The sequence below is a fragment of the Burkholderia sp. 22PA0106 genome, assembly GCF_047497155.1.
Classification (GTDB): Bacteria; Pseudomonadota; Gammaproteobacteria; order Burkholderiales; family Burkholderiaceae; genus Burkholderia.
Map to the genome: position 1 here is coordinate 2,071,671 of NZ_CP163162.1, position 17,431 is coordinate 2,089,101.

Here is a 17,431-nt window from a genome sequence, read left to right on the forward strand (position 1 = left end):
GTTTTGCTTTGCACCGGCCCGAACCCTCACTCGGGCCGGCCAGTCATTCGATCAGAATCAGAACACCGGGTGCCCGCTGATGACGCTCGGCAGCCAGGTCGAGAAGAACGGCCAGTAGGTCACGATGTTGATCGCGCTGAAGATCGCCAGGTAATACGGCCAGGCCGTCTTGGTGGTCTCGCCGATCGACACCTCCCCGATCGCGCAGCCCACGAACTGCACCGAGCCGATCGGCGGATGCACGAGGCCCAGCGAGCAGTTCAGCAGCAGCATGATCCCGAACTGCACCGGCCCCACGCCGCACGCCATCGCGATCGGCAGGAACAGCGGCGTGGTGATCAGGATGTGCGCGGCCATGTCCACGAACGTGCCGAGGAACACCTGCAGGATGTTGATGTACAGCAGCATCAGCCACGGCTGCGCGTTCGATTGCAGCAGCAGGTGCTCGATCGAATCGGGAATTTCCAGGTACGACATCTGGAAGCGAAGCATGTTCGACACGGCGATCAGCAGCAGCACCACGCCGGTCGTGCGCGCGGCGTGCGACAGCGCGCGCATCAGCTTCTTCATGGTCAGCGTGCGGTAGATGAAGATCGTCAGCACCAGCGAATACACCACCGCGATCGCGGCCGCCTCGGTGGCGGTCGCAATGCCCTTGGCCACGCACACCAGGATGATGGCGATCACGCCGAGGCCCGGCAACGCGCCGGCGAACGCACGCGCCACCGCAGCCCAGCCCGGGAACTTCTGCAGCGCGGTGCTGCCGTCGGCGCGGCGCGGATAGCCGTAGCGGCGCGCCTGCCAATAGGCGGCGAGCAGCACGAAGCCCATCACCCACAGCACCGGCAGCAGGCCCGAGAACAGCAGGTCGCCGATCGACACGCCGCTCACGCGCTGGCCGTTGAGCATGCCCACGATCCCCTGCGCGGCGAACGCGTAGATGATCATGTTGGTCGAGGTCGGCATCAGCGCGCCGGCCAGCGAGGCGTGGGTCGTGACGTTGACCGCATACGCGGCGCTGTAGCCTTCGCGCTTCATCAGCGGAATCACCACGCCGCCCATCGCCGAGGTGTCGGCGGTCGGCGAACCGGACACGCCGCCGAACAGCGTGCAGGCCACCACGTTGGCCATGCCGAGGCCGCCGCGGAAGTGGCCGACGATCGCCTGCGCGAACTTCAAAATGCGGTCGGCAATGCCGCCGTGCAGCATCAGTTCGCCGGAGAAGATGAAGAACGGCACTGCCAGGAACGAGAACGCGTTCATCCCGGAGATGACCGACTGCATCGCGGTGGCGATCGGCAAGCCCTCGGCGAGATAGGTCGCGACGCAGGCGAGCCCGAGCGCGAACGAGACGGGCACCCCGAGAAACAGCAGCAGCAGGAAGCTGATGGAAAGGATTGCGAGTTCCATGTTGGGTCAGGTTCGGTTGCGTTTGCGCAGCGCAAGCAGGTGCTCGAGCGAGAACAGGATGATGGCCAGGCCGGCCGGCATCGGGATCAGGTAACGGACCGATTCGGGCAGGCCGATGATCGGGATGCGATCCTCGAAGGTGGTTTCGGCCATTTGATAGCAGCCGGCGATGATCGCCACCGCGAACGCCATCAGGCAGAGATGCTGGAAGGCGTGCACGGCCGTCTGCGCCTTGGGCGAGAGCCGCCGCACGAACGAATCGAGGCCGATATGGCCGCCGTCGCGCACCTTCATCGCGGCGCCGAACATCGCGATCACGATCACCAGCAGCAGCGCGATCGGCTCGACGAAATCGGGCGCGTTGTTGAAGACGTAGCGCATCACCACGGCGTAGAACACCATGGCCGTCAGCACGACGAGACTCGCCGACGCCACCACCGCGAGCGCCATGAACAGCACGTCGTTCGAGTGCTTGATGAACCTCATTGGGAACCTCTCGGGACAGGAAACGCGGCCGGGCGAAGCCTCGCGCGGCCGTTGAAGCACGGGCGCGGGCCGCTCGCTTGTCGCGGCGGCCCGCGCACCGGGTATTGCCGGGTATTACTTGATCTGCTGAATCTCGTCGACGATCTGCTTCATCATCGGGGTCTTCTCGTACTTGGTCCAAAGCGGCTGCATCGCCTTCACGAACGCGGCGCGGTCGATCTGCGCGGCCGGCACGATGGTCGCGCCGCCCTTCAGCACGGCGGTGCGCGCATCGGCTTCACGCGCCGTCCACAGGTTCACGTAGTACGGCACGGAATCGGCGGCGGCCTTCTTGATCGCGGCCTGTTCCTGCGGGCTCAGCGTGTCCCAGATCTTCTTCGAGAACACCAGCACTTCCGGCGTCATGGCGTGCTGCGTTTCCGAGAACACGTTCGCCACTTCGTAGTGCTTGGTTTCGTCGTACGACGGCAGGTTGTTTTCGGCGGCATCCACCAGGCCCGTCTTCAGGCCCGTATAGACTTCCGAGAACGGCATCGGGGTCGGCACGCCGCCCATCGCGCGGATCTCGTCGACCATCAGGTCCGACGGTTGCACGCGCACCTTGAGGCCCTTCATGTCGGCCGGCGACTTGACCGGGCGCTTCGCGTAGATCGAGCGCGCGCCGCTTTCATAGAACGTCAGCGCGATCATGCCCTTGGCCTTGAACGCGTCGAGGATCTTCTGGCCTTCCGGGCCGTACATCACCTTGCGGAAGTGCTCGATGTCGCGGAACAGGAACGGGAACGACGGGATCATCGATTCCGGCACGATCTCGTTGAACGCCGCGCCGTTCGCGCGAACCATGTCGATCGCGCCGATCCGCACCTGGTCGACCGTTTCGTTTTCCGAACCGAGCGCGCTGTTGCCGTAGACCTTGATCGAATCCTTGCCGTCGGTCGCCTTCTTGATCTCGTCGCTCATGAACTTCACGGCCATGTTGGTCGGGAAGGTGTCGCTGTGGACGTCGGCCGAGCGGAACACGCGGGCCTCGGCGGACATCGTCGTGGCCGCGGCGAGCACCGCGACGACGGCGGCGGTGACGCGCGTACGCGTGAAGATCGTTTTCATGGTCAAGTCTCCTCAGGGAATATCGAGTATTGGTTTTGCCGTGCCGGGCAGGCGGCGTTCGTTGCGCGCTGCGTTCCGTCTTGTCGTCCGATCACTGTCAGGCAGCCACCCGCTGTCTCACGTCGTACAACTAGGAAGCGAGTCTATCGGGCCAGAACTACGCTTGTACACTTGGTGCATACCCGCAGAGGACCACCTCGCCGAATCTGCCTCTCAGGCAGGTTTTATATAGGATTCAACGACTTGAATCCGAAACTCGCGCCCTTCGCCGCAGCGCCTCCGCGCGACCGAGGGAAAACTCTTTGGTGGTCCTGACTGCTCGGACAGATGTCATTAGACAACTGATCATTGCGGGTTAACCGTGTTTCGTTTTTGCCGTGGCGGCTTCGGCCGACGGCAAAGCTGCCCGCACAGGTTGATCGCGGTCGTCCCGGAATCAACCGTGATGTCCGAGCACCGGCTTACCGAATGCCTCGCAATCATTTCAATTGCCTTTCGTTCGCATGCCGAAACACGCCGGGCCGCGCGCGCATAGCTGCTATGCGGCCGGCGCAACGCACCACGTGCGGCCGTCGCCATAATCGGTACGACGATGCGGCCCGCGCCACCCGCGCCTTCGGGCCGCCTCGCCGCACCCATAACGACAGACGACAGGCGCCCATCCGCCTGCAGGAGACGATCGATCATGCAACCGTGGTACAGCACGATGGCGCCCGCCCAGCGCCGCACCTTCTGGGCATGCTTCCTGGGCTGGGTGCTCGATGCGATGGACGTGCAGTTCTTCGCGTTCGTGATTCCGACGCTGCTCGGCGCGTGGAGCATGACCAAGGCGCAGGCCGGCGTGATCGGCACCTCGGCGCTGGTGTCGTCGGCGATCGGCGGCGTGATCGCGGGCGTGCTGGCCGACCGCATCGGCCGCGTGCGCGTGCTGAAGCTGGCGATCCTGTGGTTCTCGTTGTTTACCGGCTTGTCCGCGTTCACCAACGGCTTCGAGCAGTTGCTGTTCACGCGCAGCCTGCAGGGCCTCGGCTTCGGCGGCGAATGGGCGGCGGGCGCGATCCTGATCGGCGAGGTGGTGGACAAGCGCATTCGCGGCCGCGCTGTCGGCGCGGTGCAGAGCGGCTGGCCGGTGGGCTATGCGCTGGCAGCACTCGCCTACTGGGCGCTGTTCAACGCGCTGCCCGAGCATCTGGCGTGGCGGGTGCTGTTCCTGATCGGCATCCTGCCCGGCCTGCTGGTGCTCTGGATGCGCCGCAACGTCGGCGAATCGGCGGCGTTCGAGGCGGCGGCCGAGCATCGCGCCCGCACCGGCATGCTGGAAACGTTCGCGCAGGTGTTCGCGCCGGGCGTGCTGCCGCGCACGCTGCTGGCCTCGCTGATGGCGGCCGGCGCGCTCGGCGGCAACTACACGATCCTGACCTGGCTCGTCACCTACCTGCGCCAGACGCAGAACCTGCCCGTCAACCTCGCCACGCTCTACCTGGTCGTCAACCTGCTCGGCTCGTTCTGCGGCTATATCGGCATGGCCTACCTCAGCGACGGCATCGGCCGCCGCGCCACGTTCGCGCTGTCGGCGGCCGGCGCGATCCTGACCGTTCTGACCTACACGCTGCTGCACCTGCCGCCGCTCGCGCTGCTGCTGCTCGGCTTCCCGCTCGGCCTGTTCCAGTCGGGCATCGTCTCGGGGATGGGCGCCTGCTTCACCGAGCTGTTTCCGGCGCAGATCCGCGCCTCGGCCGGCGGCTTCTCGTACAACTTCGGCCGCGGCATCGGCTCGCTGGTGCCGGCCGCGGTCGGCTTCACGAGCGCCGCCGCCGGCCTCGCCAAATCGATCGGCATGTGGGCCGCCGCGTCCTACGTGCTCGTCCTCATCGCCGCGGTATTCCTGCCGGAAACCCGCAACAAGGAGCTTGAAACCCATGTCTGACCTCACCCAGCCGCGCAACGGCGGCCGCCTGCTGGTGGATGCGCTGGTGCGCAACGGCGCCGATACCGTCTACTGCGTGCCCGGCGAAAGCTACCTGCCGGTACTCGACGCGCTGTACGACACCCCGGGCATCGCCACCATCACCACGCGCCACGAGGGCGCGGCGTCGAACATGGCCGACGCGTACGGCAAGCTGACCGGCCGCCCCGGCATCTGCTTCGTGACGCGCGGCCCCGGCGCGACGCACGCGAGCAATGGCGTGCACACCGCCAACGAGGATTCGACGCCGATGCTGCTGTTCATCGGCCAGATCGAGGGCGGCTTCGCGGGGCGCGGTGCGTTCCAGGAAGTGGACTACGGCCGCATGTTCGGCGGACTCGCGAAATGGGTGGTGGAGATCGACCGCATCGAACGGATTCCGGAGATCGTCGCGCGTGCATTCAGCGTGGCGATGTCGGGCCGGCCGGGGCCGGTGGTGATCGCGTTGCCGGAAAATGTGCTGTTCAACGCGCCCGAGGCCGAGGTGGCCGACGCGCCGCCGGTGCGCATCGCGCGCGCCGCACCCGACGCGCAGGCGATGGCGGAGCTGCGCGAGCGGCTGGCGCAGGCCGAGCGCCCGCTCGTGATCGCGGGCGGCACCGGCTGGGACGAAGCCGGCTGCGCCGCGCTGGCGCGCTTCGCGGCGGCCAACGGCCTGCCGGTGGCGGCCTCGTTCCGCCGCCAGGATCTGCTCGACAACCGCGATCCGCATTACGTCGGCCAGTTGGGCCTGGGCGTGTCGCCGGCGCTGGCCGCGCGCGCGAAGGCGGCCGACCTGCTGCTCGTGATCGGCTCGCGGCTCGCCGAAACCACCTCGTCGGGCTATACGTTGTTCGACAGCCCGGTCACGAAGCAGACGCTGATCCACGTTCATCCGGACCCCGAAGAATTGGGCCGCGTCTACCAGGCGGCGTTGCCGATCGCGGCCTCGCTGCCGGTTTTCGCGCAGGCGCTCGACGCGCTCGCGCCGCTCGACGCGGCCACCCGGCAACGCTGGCACGACTGGACGGCCGCCGCACGCGCCGATTACATCGCCCACTCCACGCCGCCGCCGGCCTCGCCGGAACTCGATGGCGTGGATCTGGCGCAGGTGGTCGCGCATCTCGACGCGGTGCTGCCCGACGACGCGGTGATCACCAACGGCGCGGGCAACTACACGGTGTGGGTGCACCGCTTCTACCGCTACCGCCGGATGGCCACCGAGCTTGCGCCCACCAACGGCGCGATGGGTTATGGCTTCCCGGCCGCGATCGCCGCCAAGCTGAAGTTTCCGGCGCGCGAGGTGGTGTGCTTCGCAGGCGACGGCTGCTTCATGATGTATCCGCAGGAATTGGCCACAGCCGTGCAATTCGGCGCGCCGCTGATCGCGATCGTCGTCAACAACGCGATGCTCGGCACCATCCGCATGCATCAGGAGCGCGAGTATCCGGGGCGCGTGTCGGCCACGCGGCTGGTCAATCCGGATTTCGTGGCGATGGCGCGCGCGTTCGGCGCGCATGCCGAGCGCGTGGTGCGCACCGAGGATTTCCCGGCCGCGTTCGAACGCGCGCGCCAGGCAGGCGTGCCCGCGGTGATCGAGTTGCGCACCGATCCGCGTCAGATCACGCCGGCGAATCGGTTGGGTTGAGATCGAAGGGGCTTGGGCGGTTCGCCCCCCTGGAGCGCGTCGCCGGCAGGCGGCGCGAACCGCGCCGGTTACCCCCGGATACGCCCGCCACGCCTAAGCTTCGGGCGGCGCCTGCGCCCCACCCAGCGCCTGCGGCGCAAGCAGCGTCGTGCCCGGCCAACTGCCGTCGTCCACCAGCGTGGCCGCCAGATCGCGGATCGCGCGCGTCACCTCCCACACGCCCTCGGGCATCGCACGGTTCTGCGGCCAGGCGATCGCCACCTCGCGCGTGACGGGCGGCGTACTGAGCGCGAAGCAGCGCAGCCGTCCCCCCGCCACCTCCTCCACCACCGATGCCGCCGGCAACACGGTGCATCCGCAACGTTCCATCACGAGGCGCTTGGTCAGCGAGATCGAGCCGTCGCATTCGAGCGCGATCTGCGGCGTGAAGCCATGCCGCTCGGCCAGCGTTTCCACCAGCAGGCGCAGCCCGTGATGCGTGCTCGGCAGGATCAGCGGAATCCGGCCCAGCTCACGCACGTCGAACGGCCCCGGCGGCAACACATAGCCGGCATAGGTGACCAGGCACACCGCCTCGGTCAGCAGCGCGTCGAACTGCATCGCGCCGCGATGCTCCGGCACGTACATCACCGCGAGATCGATCTCGCCGTCGCTGAGGCGGCCGAGGATCTGGCTCGCCAGCCCCTCGACGAAGCGGATGCGCGTATCGGGATAGCGCGCCTTCAGCAGATTGCCGAGGCGGCCGAACATGATGCGCGCGACGGTGGGCTGCGCGGCGATGGTCAGGCTTTCGGGGCCGCGCCCGCCGCCGCTGCGCATCGCCTCGCGCGCCTCGTCGAGCGTGCGTTCGAGCGTCTGCGCATAGCCGAGCAGGTGCCGGCCGCGCTCGGTCAGTTCCACGCCGCGACCGCTGCGGCGAAACAGGCGCACGCCCAGCTCCGCCTCCAGCAAACCGATGCGCCGGCTCACCGTCGACTGGTTGGTGCCCGACTCCATCGCCGTGCGCGAAATGCTGAGCGTTTTCGCGACGTGCAGAAACACCTTGAAATCGTCCGAATTCATCAGCGGGCCGCCGATCGTTGCACGCTCACCGGTAACTCACCGTGGCGTGCGGCTTGAGCGGATCGCGGTCGGGGAACAGGCCCATCTGGAACAGGCAGGCCGAGCGGGCATCGTCGGTATCGACATGGATGGTGGCCGGTTCGTTGGCCGTGGCGGCGTGCTGGCCCGTCATCTGGCAGCCGTTGTCCCACGGGCCGCGGCTGCGTTCGGTGTCGAACCACACGCCGATGCGCGGGCCGGCCACGTTGGTGGCGAACTGCAGGTCGCAGCCGCCGGGGCGGTTGTCGGTATCGACCACGATGGCGGACGCCTGCGCGCGCGCTTCCTCCAGCGTGCGCACCACCGGCACGCGGTTGATCCCGGCGTTGCCGCACTGGCCCGGGTCGCCGGTGGGCGTGAAGCGCGTGATCGGCTGCCAGTCCTGCAGGCGGTGGTCGGGGTCGATCACGGCCAGTTGCATGACGCAACCGCCCGGCGCGCCGTTGGTGGCCATCCGGATCGTGCGCGACCAATCGCCGAAGCCCGTCACGATCTCGCCGTGCGCGCCGCCGTTGCATTGCGCGGCCGAGATGCCGCCCTGCACGGTCGGCTCCCAACGTTGGTACAGCTCGACGTGCGCGTAGCGCGCGTCGCTTGCCGCCGCATGGCCCGCCGCCTGAGCAGCCAGGGCCGCCGAGCCGAAGGTCAACATGCCGCCCAGCGCCAGCCATTCGATGATTCGCGTCATCACAACCCCATGGTTCGTGGTTAGCTCGTCGGCCCGTATCGATCGCCGGTCGGGATGCAGGCCGTTCGTGTCGCGCGATCGATTCTACCGTTCCGATTCGTTGCGAAATCATGCGAATCGTCAACGGCGCGCGGGCGGCCGCACGCTCAACCGCCGCCGCCGAGAAAGCGCAACAGCCACAACAGGAAATGGAACACCAGCACGAGCAGCGCCCACAGCCGTTCGAGCAGATCCCACAAGCCTTCCCGCCAGACGCCGGATGTCGCGCCGGCCCACCATCCATTCATCGTGCCTCCGTCGTGTGCCCGCGACCGGGGCGCGGCGCCATCTTCGCATGCTTCGCGGCGCGGGCGGCCCGCTCGCGTGCAACGGCGGCGCACCAAAAAAACGCCTCGGCCCGGAAGGTTCCGGTGCCGAGGCAAACCGCGTTTCGATAACACTCTTTGGGGAAAGAGTGCGCTTCACTTTAGGAAGTTGTGCCCGCAGATGCAATTTCGGCGTCTTACCGCATCTTTCCGTGCCGCCGCGCGATGCGGGCGGATCGGCCGCAGGCCCCGCCCGCCACCGATCGCGGCGCATTACACCGGTAATGCGCGCGACGTTCAGCGCACGCGCTCCGGCCGCGTTTCGCGCTCGTCGCGATCAGCGTTCGCGATCGGACGGCCCCACGCCGAACCCATTGGCCACCGCGCGCACCGCGTTCGCGTAGAGCAGCACGTCCACGCCCACCGCCACGAACAGGCAGCCGAGCGACAGGTAATGACGCGCGAGCGTCGCATCGTCCGTCAGCGTGCCGGCCGCCTTGCCGCTGCGCACGATGCGCGCGATGGCGTCGTCGATCGCGAACTGCACGTCGGCATGGCGCGGGTTGCCGCGATGCCCCATCGACGCGGCCAGGTCGGCCGGGCCGATGAACACGCCGTCCACGCCATCGACGGCGCAGATCGCCTCCAGGTTTGCCAGCGCGGTGGCGCTTTCGGCCTGCACCAACAGGCAGATCTCCTCGTCGGCCAGATCGAGGTAATCGGTGCGCTGGTTCCAGCGCGAGGCACGCGCCACCGCGCTGCCCACTCCCCGCACGCCGCGCGGCGGATAGCGCACCGCCGCCACCAGCGCGCTCGCCTGCTCGGCGGTTTCGACCATCGGCACCAGCAAGGTGCGCGCGCCCGCGTCGAGCAACTGCTTGATCAGCGCGGTATGGCCCTCCACCGGCCGCACCACCGCCTCGGCACGATACGGCGCCACGGCCTGCAACTGCCCGACGATGCTGCGCACGTCGTTCGGCGCGTGCTCGCCGTCGATCAGCAGCCAGTCGAAACCGGCTGTCGCGGTGATCTCCGACAGATAGGGCTCGGCCATCGACACCCAGAAGCCGACCTGCTGGCGCCGCGCCGCGAGCGCGGCCTTGAAGCGGTTCATTCCATACGAATGGCTTGCAGTCATGGTGGTGCGTTCCTCTCGATCAATTCGCTTGGCATGGCGAAGCAAAGCGGCCTGCCGGCCCGCTCGCCCGCGCCCTCGATTCCGACTTTTCGATTCGGCTTCGATCAGATGATTCCCCGCCTCCAAATCGGACTTTCAAAACTTACTTGTCGCATTTCTTAGTTATCCAAATTCATATGACAAATACGAATCCCTTGATGTACGGGGTTTACAAGCCGCTATTCAAAGGATCGATCAGAACTCATTCATGCATTTCCGGGATTGCGATCCGTCCCCGTAAGGATTCCGATCATTTCGGAGGCCAAGCTTTTACAGGTAACTATTAAGAATTGTGAACGCGCGCCGTTACCCGGAACAGAAGCTCTTGCTGCACGCGTCAGCGCAGCGGGAGAAACGGACCGGCCTTCCATCGCGACGATGGCGGCGAACGCGACCGGGGTGTCGTGTAGCCACGTTGCCAGGCGGTCCCCCTGACCGCGGGATGGCGGTTGCGAACACAAAGAATGAGTCACGACATGAATATCGAGCGCTTCAACCCCGCCCAATTCCGCCCGGGTCAGATTCGTACGCTGGCCACCGTCGTTTCGATGACGTTGATCGCATCCGTGATTGCCGGCTGCGGCGGTGGCGGCGGCGGTGATTCGCCCACGCCGTCGGCTGCGGCCAGCGGCAACAGCAGCGGCACCACGGCATCCACCTCGGGTTCGTCCTCCGGCACCTCGTCGAACAACTCCGCGATGTGCACCACGGCCCTGGCCTCCTCGCAAGCCGCCACGGCCTCGACCACCACCTCCAGCAGCACCACGTCCAGCACGACGACCGACGGCAACTCGACGGCCACGCCGTCGCTGGTGTCACTGAGCGCGTTCGAGGCGCCGGTCGATCACCTGATCGTCAAACTCGCCTCGGCCGCCGCCTCGACCAGCAGCAACGGCGCCCGCACGCTGGCCGCCACGTCCACCGCCGCCGATCCGGCGCGCGTGGGCAACGTGATCAGCCGCGTGCTGACGCAATGGAACACGCAACGCTCGAAGGCCAGCATCCTCGCCGCGACCAGCACCGGCGGCAGCACCGCCGCGCTGCCGAGCTTCGACAACGTGCAGCTCGAGCGCACCATGTCGGACGGCTCGGCGGTGGTGTCGCTCGGCAAGCGCGTGTCGAGCACCGACGCCAACACGCTGGCGCAGGCGTTCGCCGCCGACAGCGACGTGGCCTACGCCGAACCGGACCGCCGCCTGTTCGCGAGCGCCACGACGGTCACGCCGAACGATCCGAGCTACGCACAGCAATGGAACGACTTCAGCACCGCGACCGGCACCAACATGCCGGCCGCCTGGAGCCTGACCACCGGCGCGTCGACCGTGGTGACCGCCGTGCTCGACACCGGCTACCGCCCGCACACCGACATCGCCGCCAACCTGGTGGCCGGCTACGACTTCATCACCGACGTGAACACCGGCAACAACGGCCACGGCCGCAGCGCCGACGCGACCGATCCGGGCGACTGGGTCACGCAGGCCGAGCTGAACGATTCGACCAGCCCGTTCTACAACTGCGCGAGCGCGCCGAGCAACAGCAGCTGGCACGGCACGCAGGTGGCCGGCCTGATCGGCGCGGTCGGCAACAACGGCACCGGCATCGCGGGCGCGAGCTGGTTCGGCAAGATCCAGCCGGTGCGCGTGCTCGGCAAGTGCGGCGGCACCACCAGCGACATCGCCGACGCGATGCGCTGGGCGGCCGGCATCTCGGTGTCGGGCGTGGCCGACAACCCCACCCCGGCCAAGGTCATCAACCTGAGCCTCGGCGGCAGCGGCCCGTGTGGCAGCACGTTCCAGTCGGCCATCAACGACGTGATCGCGCGCGGCGTGACGGTGGTGGTGGCAGCCGGCAACGACGGCCTCGCCAACGGCCAGGATCGCCCCGCGAACTGCACGGGCGTGGTTGCCGTCGGCGCGACCGATTCGACCGGCAAGCGCGCCTGGTACAGCAACTACAGCCCGGAAATCACGGTGAGCGCGCCGGGCTCGACGATCCTGTCGACCAGCAACACCGGCACCACCAGCCCGGGCAGCGACACGTACCAGACCAACAGCGGCACCAGCCTGGCCGCACCGCAAGTGGCCGGCGTGGCGAGCCTGATGCTGGCACGCAACCCGAACCTGACGCCCGCGCAGATCTCGCAGAAGCTGATCGCCACGGCCCGCCCCTCGCAGATCGCGGTCACGTCCTCGTCGGCGTGCACGGCGATGGCGCCGGGCGCCGGCCTGATGGATGCCGGCGCAGCGGTTGCGTCCGCAACGAATTAAGCAAGCCCGTCCCTGTCACGGCATCGTGGTTCGATGCCGCTCCCCACGGCGCCCGCGTAACGCTTCCACGTTGCGCGGGCCGTCGTTTTTTACGCCCTTGCGGTTCCCGCCTACGTGCGTGCGGCAGGCTGCAATCCGCCGCCTGTGACACGCATGTGACACCGACCGCTCCGGCGCGTCGGGACATTCCCGCCCCCACGCCCGGCGCGCCGCGCGGCGTTCGGCCCGTTTCCCTTCGCGGCCAGCCGTTACCCCATTTGTCACAGGTCTGCCATTTCCGGCCGATAGAGTCCTGCTTCATTCAAGCAGAACACTCCCCACGCCTCCATGCCGAGTTCAGCGCGCGCGTCCCAATCCGTTCATGCGATCACCAGCCGTGTGCTGACGACGAGCCTCGTCGTCAACCTGGTGCTGATGGCCGCGCAGGCCGGTGCCGCCTATGCCGCGCATTCGTCGGGGATCTTCGCCGATACGGTGCATGCGGCGGTCGACCTGCTGGCCGACGCGCTGCTGCTGGTGGCGTGCCGGCTCGACGCGAAGCTGCCGCCCGAACAGCGCCCGACCTACGAGCCGTTCGCGCTGCTGGGCCTCGGCGTGCTGCTGCTCGCCACCGGCGCACAGATGGTATGGAGCGCCACCACCGACCTCGGCTCACCGAGCGACGTGACGCCCGATGCGTTGTCGTTCGCAGTGCTGGCGATCGCGCTGGCGGGCAAGGAAACGCTGTCGCGCTGGATGCTGCGCCGGGCGCGCGCGATCGGCGGCGCGGCGTTGATCGAGGCGAGCGCCTGGCATATCCGCACCGACGCCCTCACGCTGCTGGTCGCCACCCTGGCGCTGGCCGGCGCGCGCGCCGGGCTGCCGCGTCTCGACGAGTTGGCGGCCACGCTGATCGGCGTGATGATCGTGCGCACCGGCTATCTGTTCGCCAAGCGCGGCTATCAGTTGCGCGCGGAACAGACGGGCGGCGTGTATCGGGCCGAGTCGCGCTGATCGATGCGCTGATCGATGCGCTGATTGTCGGACTGGAAATCGCGCCGGAAATCGAACGGGCGATCGAGTTGGAGATCGCGTCGACGCTCGTCGATTCGCGCTGACTCGGCACCATTCGTACCTCGTCGGTCCCCCTCCCTTCTTCTCCAACGCCCCGACCCGGCGCCCCCGCTCAGGCGGACCGCGCCTCGGGATGGCGTTCGAGCCATTGCGCCAGGTCCGCCTTGTATTGGGCGAGCGCGTCGTCGTACATATCGAAAATGCAGGGCGCGCAGCCGGATTGGCAGCAATCCTCGAGTTCGGGCGGCACGGGTGCCTCCGGACGCGGATCGGCGGGGGAAGCGGCCGGCTGGGTATCAGCGGCGGAAATGGAAACAGCGGCGGAAGCGGGAGGTTGCGGGGAATTCGACACGGCGTGACTCGGGCAAGCGGCAATGGGGAACAAGGAACAGGACGAAACGCAAGTATAGGCTTGCGCCGCGCCCCGTTCCCGCCGACCCGCCCGGAAATTCAGGCGGCCGGCGCCATCGGCACGTCGGTTGCCACCGGCGCGGCAGCCCGGCGCGGATCGAGATCGAGATTCGTCATCAGGCTCTTGACCGTGCGGATCACCTGCCCCGGCGTGATGGTGCGCGAGCATTCGAACTGCCGATCGGTGCCCGCATGGCGCGGACACCACGCGAAGTCGCGGTGATCGAACTCGATCGACGTGTCGTTCCAGCAGCTGTTGCAGACGTGGAAGTTGATCACGCGGTATGGCGTCTCGAACTCGTTCATCGGATGCGTGAAGCCGCTGATCATGACCACCGGCTTGCCGAGCGCCCAGGCCAGCCACGACAGCCCGCTCGACAGCCCGACGAAGAAATCGGCGTGCAGCAGCAGGCTCGCGCGCTGCTGCAACGGCAGGTCGCCGGTGAAATCCTCGCTGCCGTACGGGATCAGGTTCCACATCAGCTTTTCGCCGTGCGCCGGCTGCTTGTCGATGCAGAGCACGCGATAGCCGCTCGCCTTCAGGAACTTCACCAGCTCGTACCAGCCGGTCGGGTGATTCCAGTACTTGCACTGCGACGACGATTGCGCCGCGATCACCACGTAAGGCTCGGCGATCTGGCGCGTGGTGTCGCGCACGCCGATGCGCGGGCGGCGCTCCACGGCCATCAGGCCGAGCAGGTACGGAATCGTCTTCTGCAGGCCGCTGACGCGGAAATCGGTCGGCTGATGCGTGCGGTCGTCGCACGGGAAGAAGATGCCGAGGTAGTAGCTCGCGTAGCTGCGCGCCAGCACGGCGGCCTCGTCCTCGGGGCGCACGTATTCGAGGTCGGGATAGGCATCCTCGAACAGCGACCACAGCGCCGCGCCCATCGACACCGCCACGCGGCAGCCGTGGGTGCGGCGAAACTCGTCGACGTAGGGGAACCAGGCGAGGATGTCGCCGAGCGTGCCGACCGGCAGACGCATGTAGACCTGCCGGTCGCGCGCGTCGTAGTCGTGCTCGAACACCAGCTCGCCGTCGCGCAGCACCTCGATGCGAAAGCGCACGAAATAGCGCTTCGTGCTGCTGACGATGCCGTCGTCCACCGGCTCGTCGAACAGCACCACGTCGGCGTCGGTATCGAGCAGGCGCACCTGCCACGAACCGGGCGGCACCTGCACGCGGCAGCCGTAGTTGAAGTCGTAGCGGATGCCGTGCGGCCCTTCGAGCACCGGCGGGCCGGGATCGACGATCGCGGTCGGCACGGTGTCGACCAGCGCGGCGGAGCCAGCCGGGGCCGGCGGCGCGGCGAACGCGACCGGCACGGCGGCAGGCGCCAGCGCCGCTGCCGGTGCAACAACCGATGCCACTGCCGGTTCGATAACCGGCGCCACGGCAGGCGCGGCCATCGCGGGCATATCGACCACCATCCGGCCCGGCATGCTCGTCAAACCATCTCCCGCCGCGATGCCCGACGCGGACACCGCGGACAACGCCGCCTCGATGATCGACGACGTGCGGCGCGCAGCCGGCGTATCGAGTTCAGTCGACATAGCGCAGCCCCACCGTCACCGACCACGGTTGCGAATAATCGTGGCCCTTGCCGTAACCGAACGCGCCCCAGGCCCGCACGTGGCGCGTCAGCGTCGCGCCCACGCCGAGATCGGCGTTGATCCAGGTCTTCGGCAGCGCGGCGGTCAGCGCGGTGCCGCCGATCGTGTCGTTCAGCCCCGCGTTGAACACGTGCATGGCCTCCACGCCGACATACGGGTCGAGCTTCAGGTCGCCCACCGCGAACGACGCGCCGAGCCGCGCGCCCGCGCCGCCGAACACCACCGATTTCGATTGCAGCACGATCGGCGTGCCGAGCGAGGTTTGATAGGACACCGCACCATCGTGCTGCCAGGTGGCCTCGACGCGCGGCTCGGCCCACCAGCGCCCGCCGAGCTGCCAGCGCTTGCCGGCGTCGATCGACAGCGCGAAGCCCGATTGCGCGTAGCCGCCGGTGGCCTGGTTGCCCGAGGTGGTAACGCCGAGCGATTGCTTGAAGCCGAGGTAGCGCACCACGGTATCGGCGAACAGGCCCGACGGCGTGTCGATGCCCGCGTAGGCGCCGATGTTCCAGGGCCGCGCGGTGCCGTTGCCGAGGCCGTCGAAGCTCTCGTTCGCTTCCGCGTAGCCGCCCGTCGCGCCCACGTGCACCGTGCCCGCGTGCGTGGCAAAGGCCCAGTCGCGGCCGACCTGCGCGCCGTACAGCGTCGAATCGGTCGCGGTGCCGCCCGGGTTGGTCTTCAGGCGCTGATCGTAGGCGCGCACCCACAGGCCGCCGCCGTCGCCCGCGCCGCCGCGCAGGTCGCCGAGATACGAGAACGTCGTTTCGAGCTGCTGATACCAGAGCATCGGCGTGGTGGCCGCCGCGGCCTGCGCGACCGAGGCGATGTCGCTGGTGCGGCCGGTATTGGCCAGGAAGTAGTTGCCGCCATCGTCCTGCAACGCGAACTTGTAGGCGCCGACGTCGATGCCGTTGCCGCCGCCCGCCAGCGTGAACGTCGCGCTGGTGCCCGCCGCCTGCACGAGCTGCACGCGTGCGTTGGCGGCCGCGGCCGTGGTGCTGCCGTCATGCACCGACAGCGAATACGCGCCGGTGCCCTGCGCCACCACCAGCCGGTCGGCCTGCCCCGCGCCGACGTTGGTGTTCAGCACGAACTGGCCGCTGCCCGACAGTTGCCCGACGCTCAGCGTCTTGAAGCCGCCGCCCTTCGGCGCGGCGAACGCCACCGTGCCGCCCTGCATCGCGAGCGTGCCGGCGGACACCGCGGCGTTGCCGGTCAGCAAGTCGGTGGCGGCTTCGTCGAGCGTCAGCGTGCCGCCGGCCAGCACCACGCCGGCCAGCGTCTGCGCGGCCACTGGCCCCGCCGCCGTGTTGCCGCCCACGTCGACCGTCAGGTTGCCGCCGGCCGCCACCGTGCTCTGCGCGGCCGAGCCGCCGAGCAGCACCGTTTGCGCACCGCCCGCGTTGACCTGCGTGCCGGTGGCCAGGCCGCCGCTCGACACGAGCTGGATCCCGCCGTTGACCACCGTCGAGGTGGTCGCGCCGCCGGTGAACACCACTTGCGAACCGGCGCTGACCACCGTGCCGACGGCCGAGCCGCCGGCCGACACGTATTGCTTGCCGCCCGTCACCACGCTGTCGTTGGCCTGGCCGCCCGAATAGATGCGCATCAGGCCGCCCGTGCCGACTACCGAGCCGCTGGCCAGGCCGCCGCGCGACACGCCGAAGCTGCCGCCCGACACCACCGTGGTGCCGGTTGCCACGCCGCCCGCCGATATGTACTGCGTGCCGCCCGACGACACCACCGTGCTGAGCGTCGAACCGGCCGAGAACACCGTCTGCAGCCCGTCGTTGCCGATCACGGTGCCGGTCGCCACGCCGCCGCGCGACACCACCTGCCGGCCGCCCGCGAGCTGCGTGTTGGTGGTGCCGCCGCCCGACGAAATGGTTTGCGTGCCGCCCGACGAGACGGTCGCGCCCACCGCCGTGCCGCGCACTGTCTGCTGGCCGCCGTTGTTGATGGTGGTGCCGTTGACGGTCTGGCCGGCGGCCACCGTCGACACGCAGGCCGCGCCGCCCGGCAGGGCCTGGTTGTCGCACGATTGCGCGTGTACGGCCGGCGCGATCGCAGGCAGCGCCAGCGCGACCAGCGCGGCCGGCACACGTGACGAAGCGGCACGCCGGACCGTCGCGCCAGGCATGGCGAGCCGATCGGGGGTGGAGTTCGGGCTACGCAAATTCATACGGTCTCCTGATTTTTTTCGATATGTTCCGGATTCG

14 protein-coding genes are annotated in these 17,431 nt (G+C 68.3%); 4 read left to right on the forward strand and 10 right to left on the reverse strand.

Annotation, left to right across the window (positions count from 1 at the left end; all coding sequences use genetic code 11):
• Positions 1-57 precede the first annotated feature (57 nt).
• The 3 genes from AB4850_RS08815 to AB4850_RS08825 form a co-directional block, all read right to left on the reverse strand.
• A complete protein-coding gene (locus AB4850_RS08815; RefSeq protein ID WP_414439439.1) occupies positions 58-1,410 on the reverse strand; it encodes a TRAP transporter large permease in 1,353 nt (450 codons plus the stop codon).
• 6 nt (positions 1,411-1,416) lie between these two features.
• Complete coding sequence (locus AB4850_RS08820) at positions 1,417-1,896, reverse strand: TRAP transporter small permease (RefSeq protein WP_414439440.1); 480 nt, start codon at positions 1,894-1,896, stop codon at positions 1,417-1,419.
• Between the two features lie 114 nt (positions 1,897-2,010).
• A complete protein-coding gene (locus AB4850_RS08825; protein WP_414439441.1) occupies positions 2,011-3,003 on the reverse strand; it encodes a TRAP transporter substrate-binding protein in 993 nt (330 codons plus the stop codon).
• Positions 3,004-3,688: 685 nt separating this feature from the next.
• Between AB4850_RS08825 and AB4850_RS08830 the strand changes: the two genes are divergently transcribed.
• Together AB4850_RS08830 and AB4850_RS08835 are read left to right on the forward strand one after the other, a co-directional pair.
• Positions 3,689-4,930, forward strand: a complete 1,242-nt coding sequence (locus AB4850_RS08830) for an MFS transporter (RefSeq protein ID WP_414439442.1) — start codon at positions 3,689-3,691, stop codon at positions 4,928-4,930.
• Positions 4,923-6,596, forward strand: a complete 1,674-nt coding sequence (locus AB4850_RS08835; protein ID WP_414439443.1) for a thiamine pyrophosphate-binding protein — start codon at positions 4,923-4,925, stop codon at positions 6,594-6,596. The genes AB4850_RS08830 and AB4850_RS08835 overlap by 8 nt, the downstream gene beginning before the upstream one ends.
• Before the next feature lie 93 nt (positions 6,597-6,689).
• On the opposite strand, the gene AB4850_RS08840 is transcribed toward AB4850_RS08835, so the two are convergent.
• From AB4850_RS08840 to hpaI, 4 genes are all read right to left on the reverse strand, one after another.
• Entirely contained in the window at positions 6,690-7,658 is a 969-nt protein-coding gene (locus AB4850_RS08840) for a LysR family transcriptional regulator (protein ID WP_414439444.1), read from the reverse strand.
• 25 nt (positions 7,659-7,683) lie between these two features.
• Positions 7,684-8,385 (reverse strand): hypothetical protein, encoded by a 702-nt coding sequence (locus tag AB4850_RS08845; protein WP_414439445.1) that lies wholly within the window; start codon positions 8,383-8,385, stop codon positions 7,684-7,686.
• 146 nt (positions 8,386-8,531) lie between these two features.
• Positions 8,532-8,672 (reverse strand): hypothetical protein, encoded by a 141-nt coding sequence (locus AB4850_RS08850; RefSeq protein ID WP_414439446.1) that lies wholly within the window; start codon positions 8,670-8,672, stop codon positions 8,532-8,534.
• A 355-nt stretch (positions 8,673-9,027) separates the two neighbouring features.
• Positions 9,028-9,828: a 4-hydroxy-2-oxoheptanedioate aldolase gene (gene hpaI, locus AB4850_RS08855; RefSeq protein ID WP_414439447.1), complete on the reverse strand. Its 801-nt coding sequence runs from the start codon at positions 9,826-9,828 to the stop codon at positions 9,028-9,030.
• 515 nt (positions 9,829-10,343) lie between these two features.
• On the opposite strand from hpaI, the gene AB4850_RS08860 reads away from it, so the two are divergent.
• Together AB4850_RS08860 and AB4850_RS08865 are read left to right on the forward strand one after the other, a co-directional pair.
• A complete protein-coding gene (locus tag AB4850_RS08860; RefSeq protein WP_414441990.1) occupies positions 10,344-12,134 on the forward strand; it encodes a S8 family peptidase in 1,791 nt (596 codons plus the stop codon).
• Between the two features lie 327 nt (positions 12,135-12,461).
• Complete coding sequence (locus tag AB4850_RS08865) at positions 12,462-13,127, forward strand: cation diffusion facilitator family transporter (protein ID WP_414439448.1); 666 nt, start codon at positions 12,462-12,464, stop codon at positions 13,125-13,127.
• A gap of 172 nt (positions 13,128-13,299) precedes the next feature.
• Here AB4850_RS08865 and AB4850_RS08870 read toward each other — a convergent pair whose 3' ends face one another.
• The 3 genes from AB4850_RS08870 to AB4850_RS08880 form a co-directional block, all read right to left on the reverse strand.
• The gene (locus tag AB4850_RS08870; protein WP_414439449.1) at positions 13,300-13,437 is read right to left on the reverse strand and encodes an oxidoreductase-like domain-containing protein; all 138 of its coding nucleotides are present in this window, start codon (positions 13,435-13,437) and stop codon (positions 13,300-13,302) included.
• A 200-nt stretch (positions 13,438-13,637) separates the two neighbouring features.
• Positions 13,638-15,152 (reverse strand): autotransporter strand-loop-strand O-heptosyltransferase, encoded by a 1,515-nt coding sequence (locus AB4850_RS08875; protein ID WP_414439450.1) that lies wholly within the window; start codon positions 15,150-15,152, stop codon positions 13,638-13,640.
• Entirely contained in the window at positions 15,142-17,394 is a 2,253-nt protein-coding gene (locus AB4850_RS08880) for an autotransporter outer membrane beta-barrel domain-containing protein (RefSeq protein WP_414439451.1), read from the reverse strand. Before AB4850_RS08880 ends, AB4850_RS08875 begins: the two co-directional genes overlap by 11 nt.
• Between the last annotated feature and the right edge of the window lie 37 nt (positions 17,395-17,431).

What these genes read in the sequence shown, in the direction of transcription:
- AB4850_RS08815 (WP_414439439.1), bottom strand. Translation starts at nt 1,410, where the DNA reads ATGGAACTCGCAATCCTTTCCATCAGCTTCCTGCTGCTGCTGTTTCTC.
- AB4850_RS08820 (WP_414439440.1), bottom strand. Translation starts at nt 1,896, where the DNA reads ATGAGGTTCATCAAGCACTCGAACGACGTGCTGTTCATGGCGCTCGCG.
- AB4850_RS08825 (WP_414439441.1), bottom strand. Translation starts at nt 3,003, where the DNA reads ATGAAAACGATCTTCACGCGTACGCGCGTCACCGCCGCCGTCGTCGCG.
- AB4850_RS08830 (WP_414439442.1), top strand. Translation starts at nt 3,689, where the DNA reads ATGCAACCGTGGTACAGCACGATGGCGCCCGCCCAGCGCCGCACCTTC.
- AB4850_RS08835 (WP_414439443.1), top strand. Translation starts at nt 4,923, where the DNA reads ATGTCTGACCTCACCCAGCCGCGCAACGGCGGCCGCCTGCTGGTGGAT.
- AB4850_RS08840 (WP_414439444.1), bottom strand. Translation starts at nt 7,658, where the DNA reads ATGAATTCGGACGATTTCAAGGTGTTTCTGCACGTCGCGAAAACGCTC.
- AB4850_RS08845 (WP_414439445.1), bottom strand. Translation starts at nt 8,385, where the DNA reads ATGACGCGAATCATCGAATGGCTGGCGCTGGGCGGCATGTTGACCTTC.
- AB4850_RS08850 (WP_414439446.1), bottom strand. Translation starts at nt 8,672, where the DNA reads ATGAATGGATGGTGGGCCGGCGCGACATCCGGCGTCTGGCGGGAAGGC.
- hpaI (WP_414439447.1), bottom strand. Translation starts at nt 9,828, where the DNA reads ATGACTGCAAGCCATTCGTATGGAATGAACCGCTTCAAGGCCGCGCTC.
- AB4850_RS08860 (WP_414441990.1), top strand. Translation starts at nt 10,344, where the DNA reads ATGAATATCGAGCGCTTCAACCCCGCCCAATTCCGCCCGGGTCAGATT.
- AB4850_RS08865 (WP_414439448.1), top strand. Translation starts at nt 12,462, where the DNA reads ATGCCGAGTTCAGCGCGCGCGTCCCAATCCGTTCATGCGATCACCAGC.
- AB4850_RS08875 (WP_414439450.1), bottom strand. Translation starts at nt 15,152, where the DNA reads ATGTCGACTGAACTCGATACGCCGGCTGCGCGCCGCACGTCGTCGATC.
- AB4850_RS08880 (WP_414439451.1), bottom strand. Translation starts at nt 17,394, where the DNA reads ATGAATTTGCGTAGCCCGAACTCCACCCCCGATCGGCTCGCCATGCCT.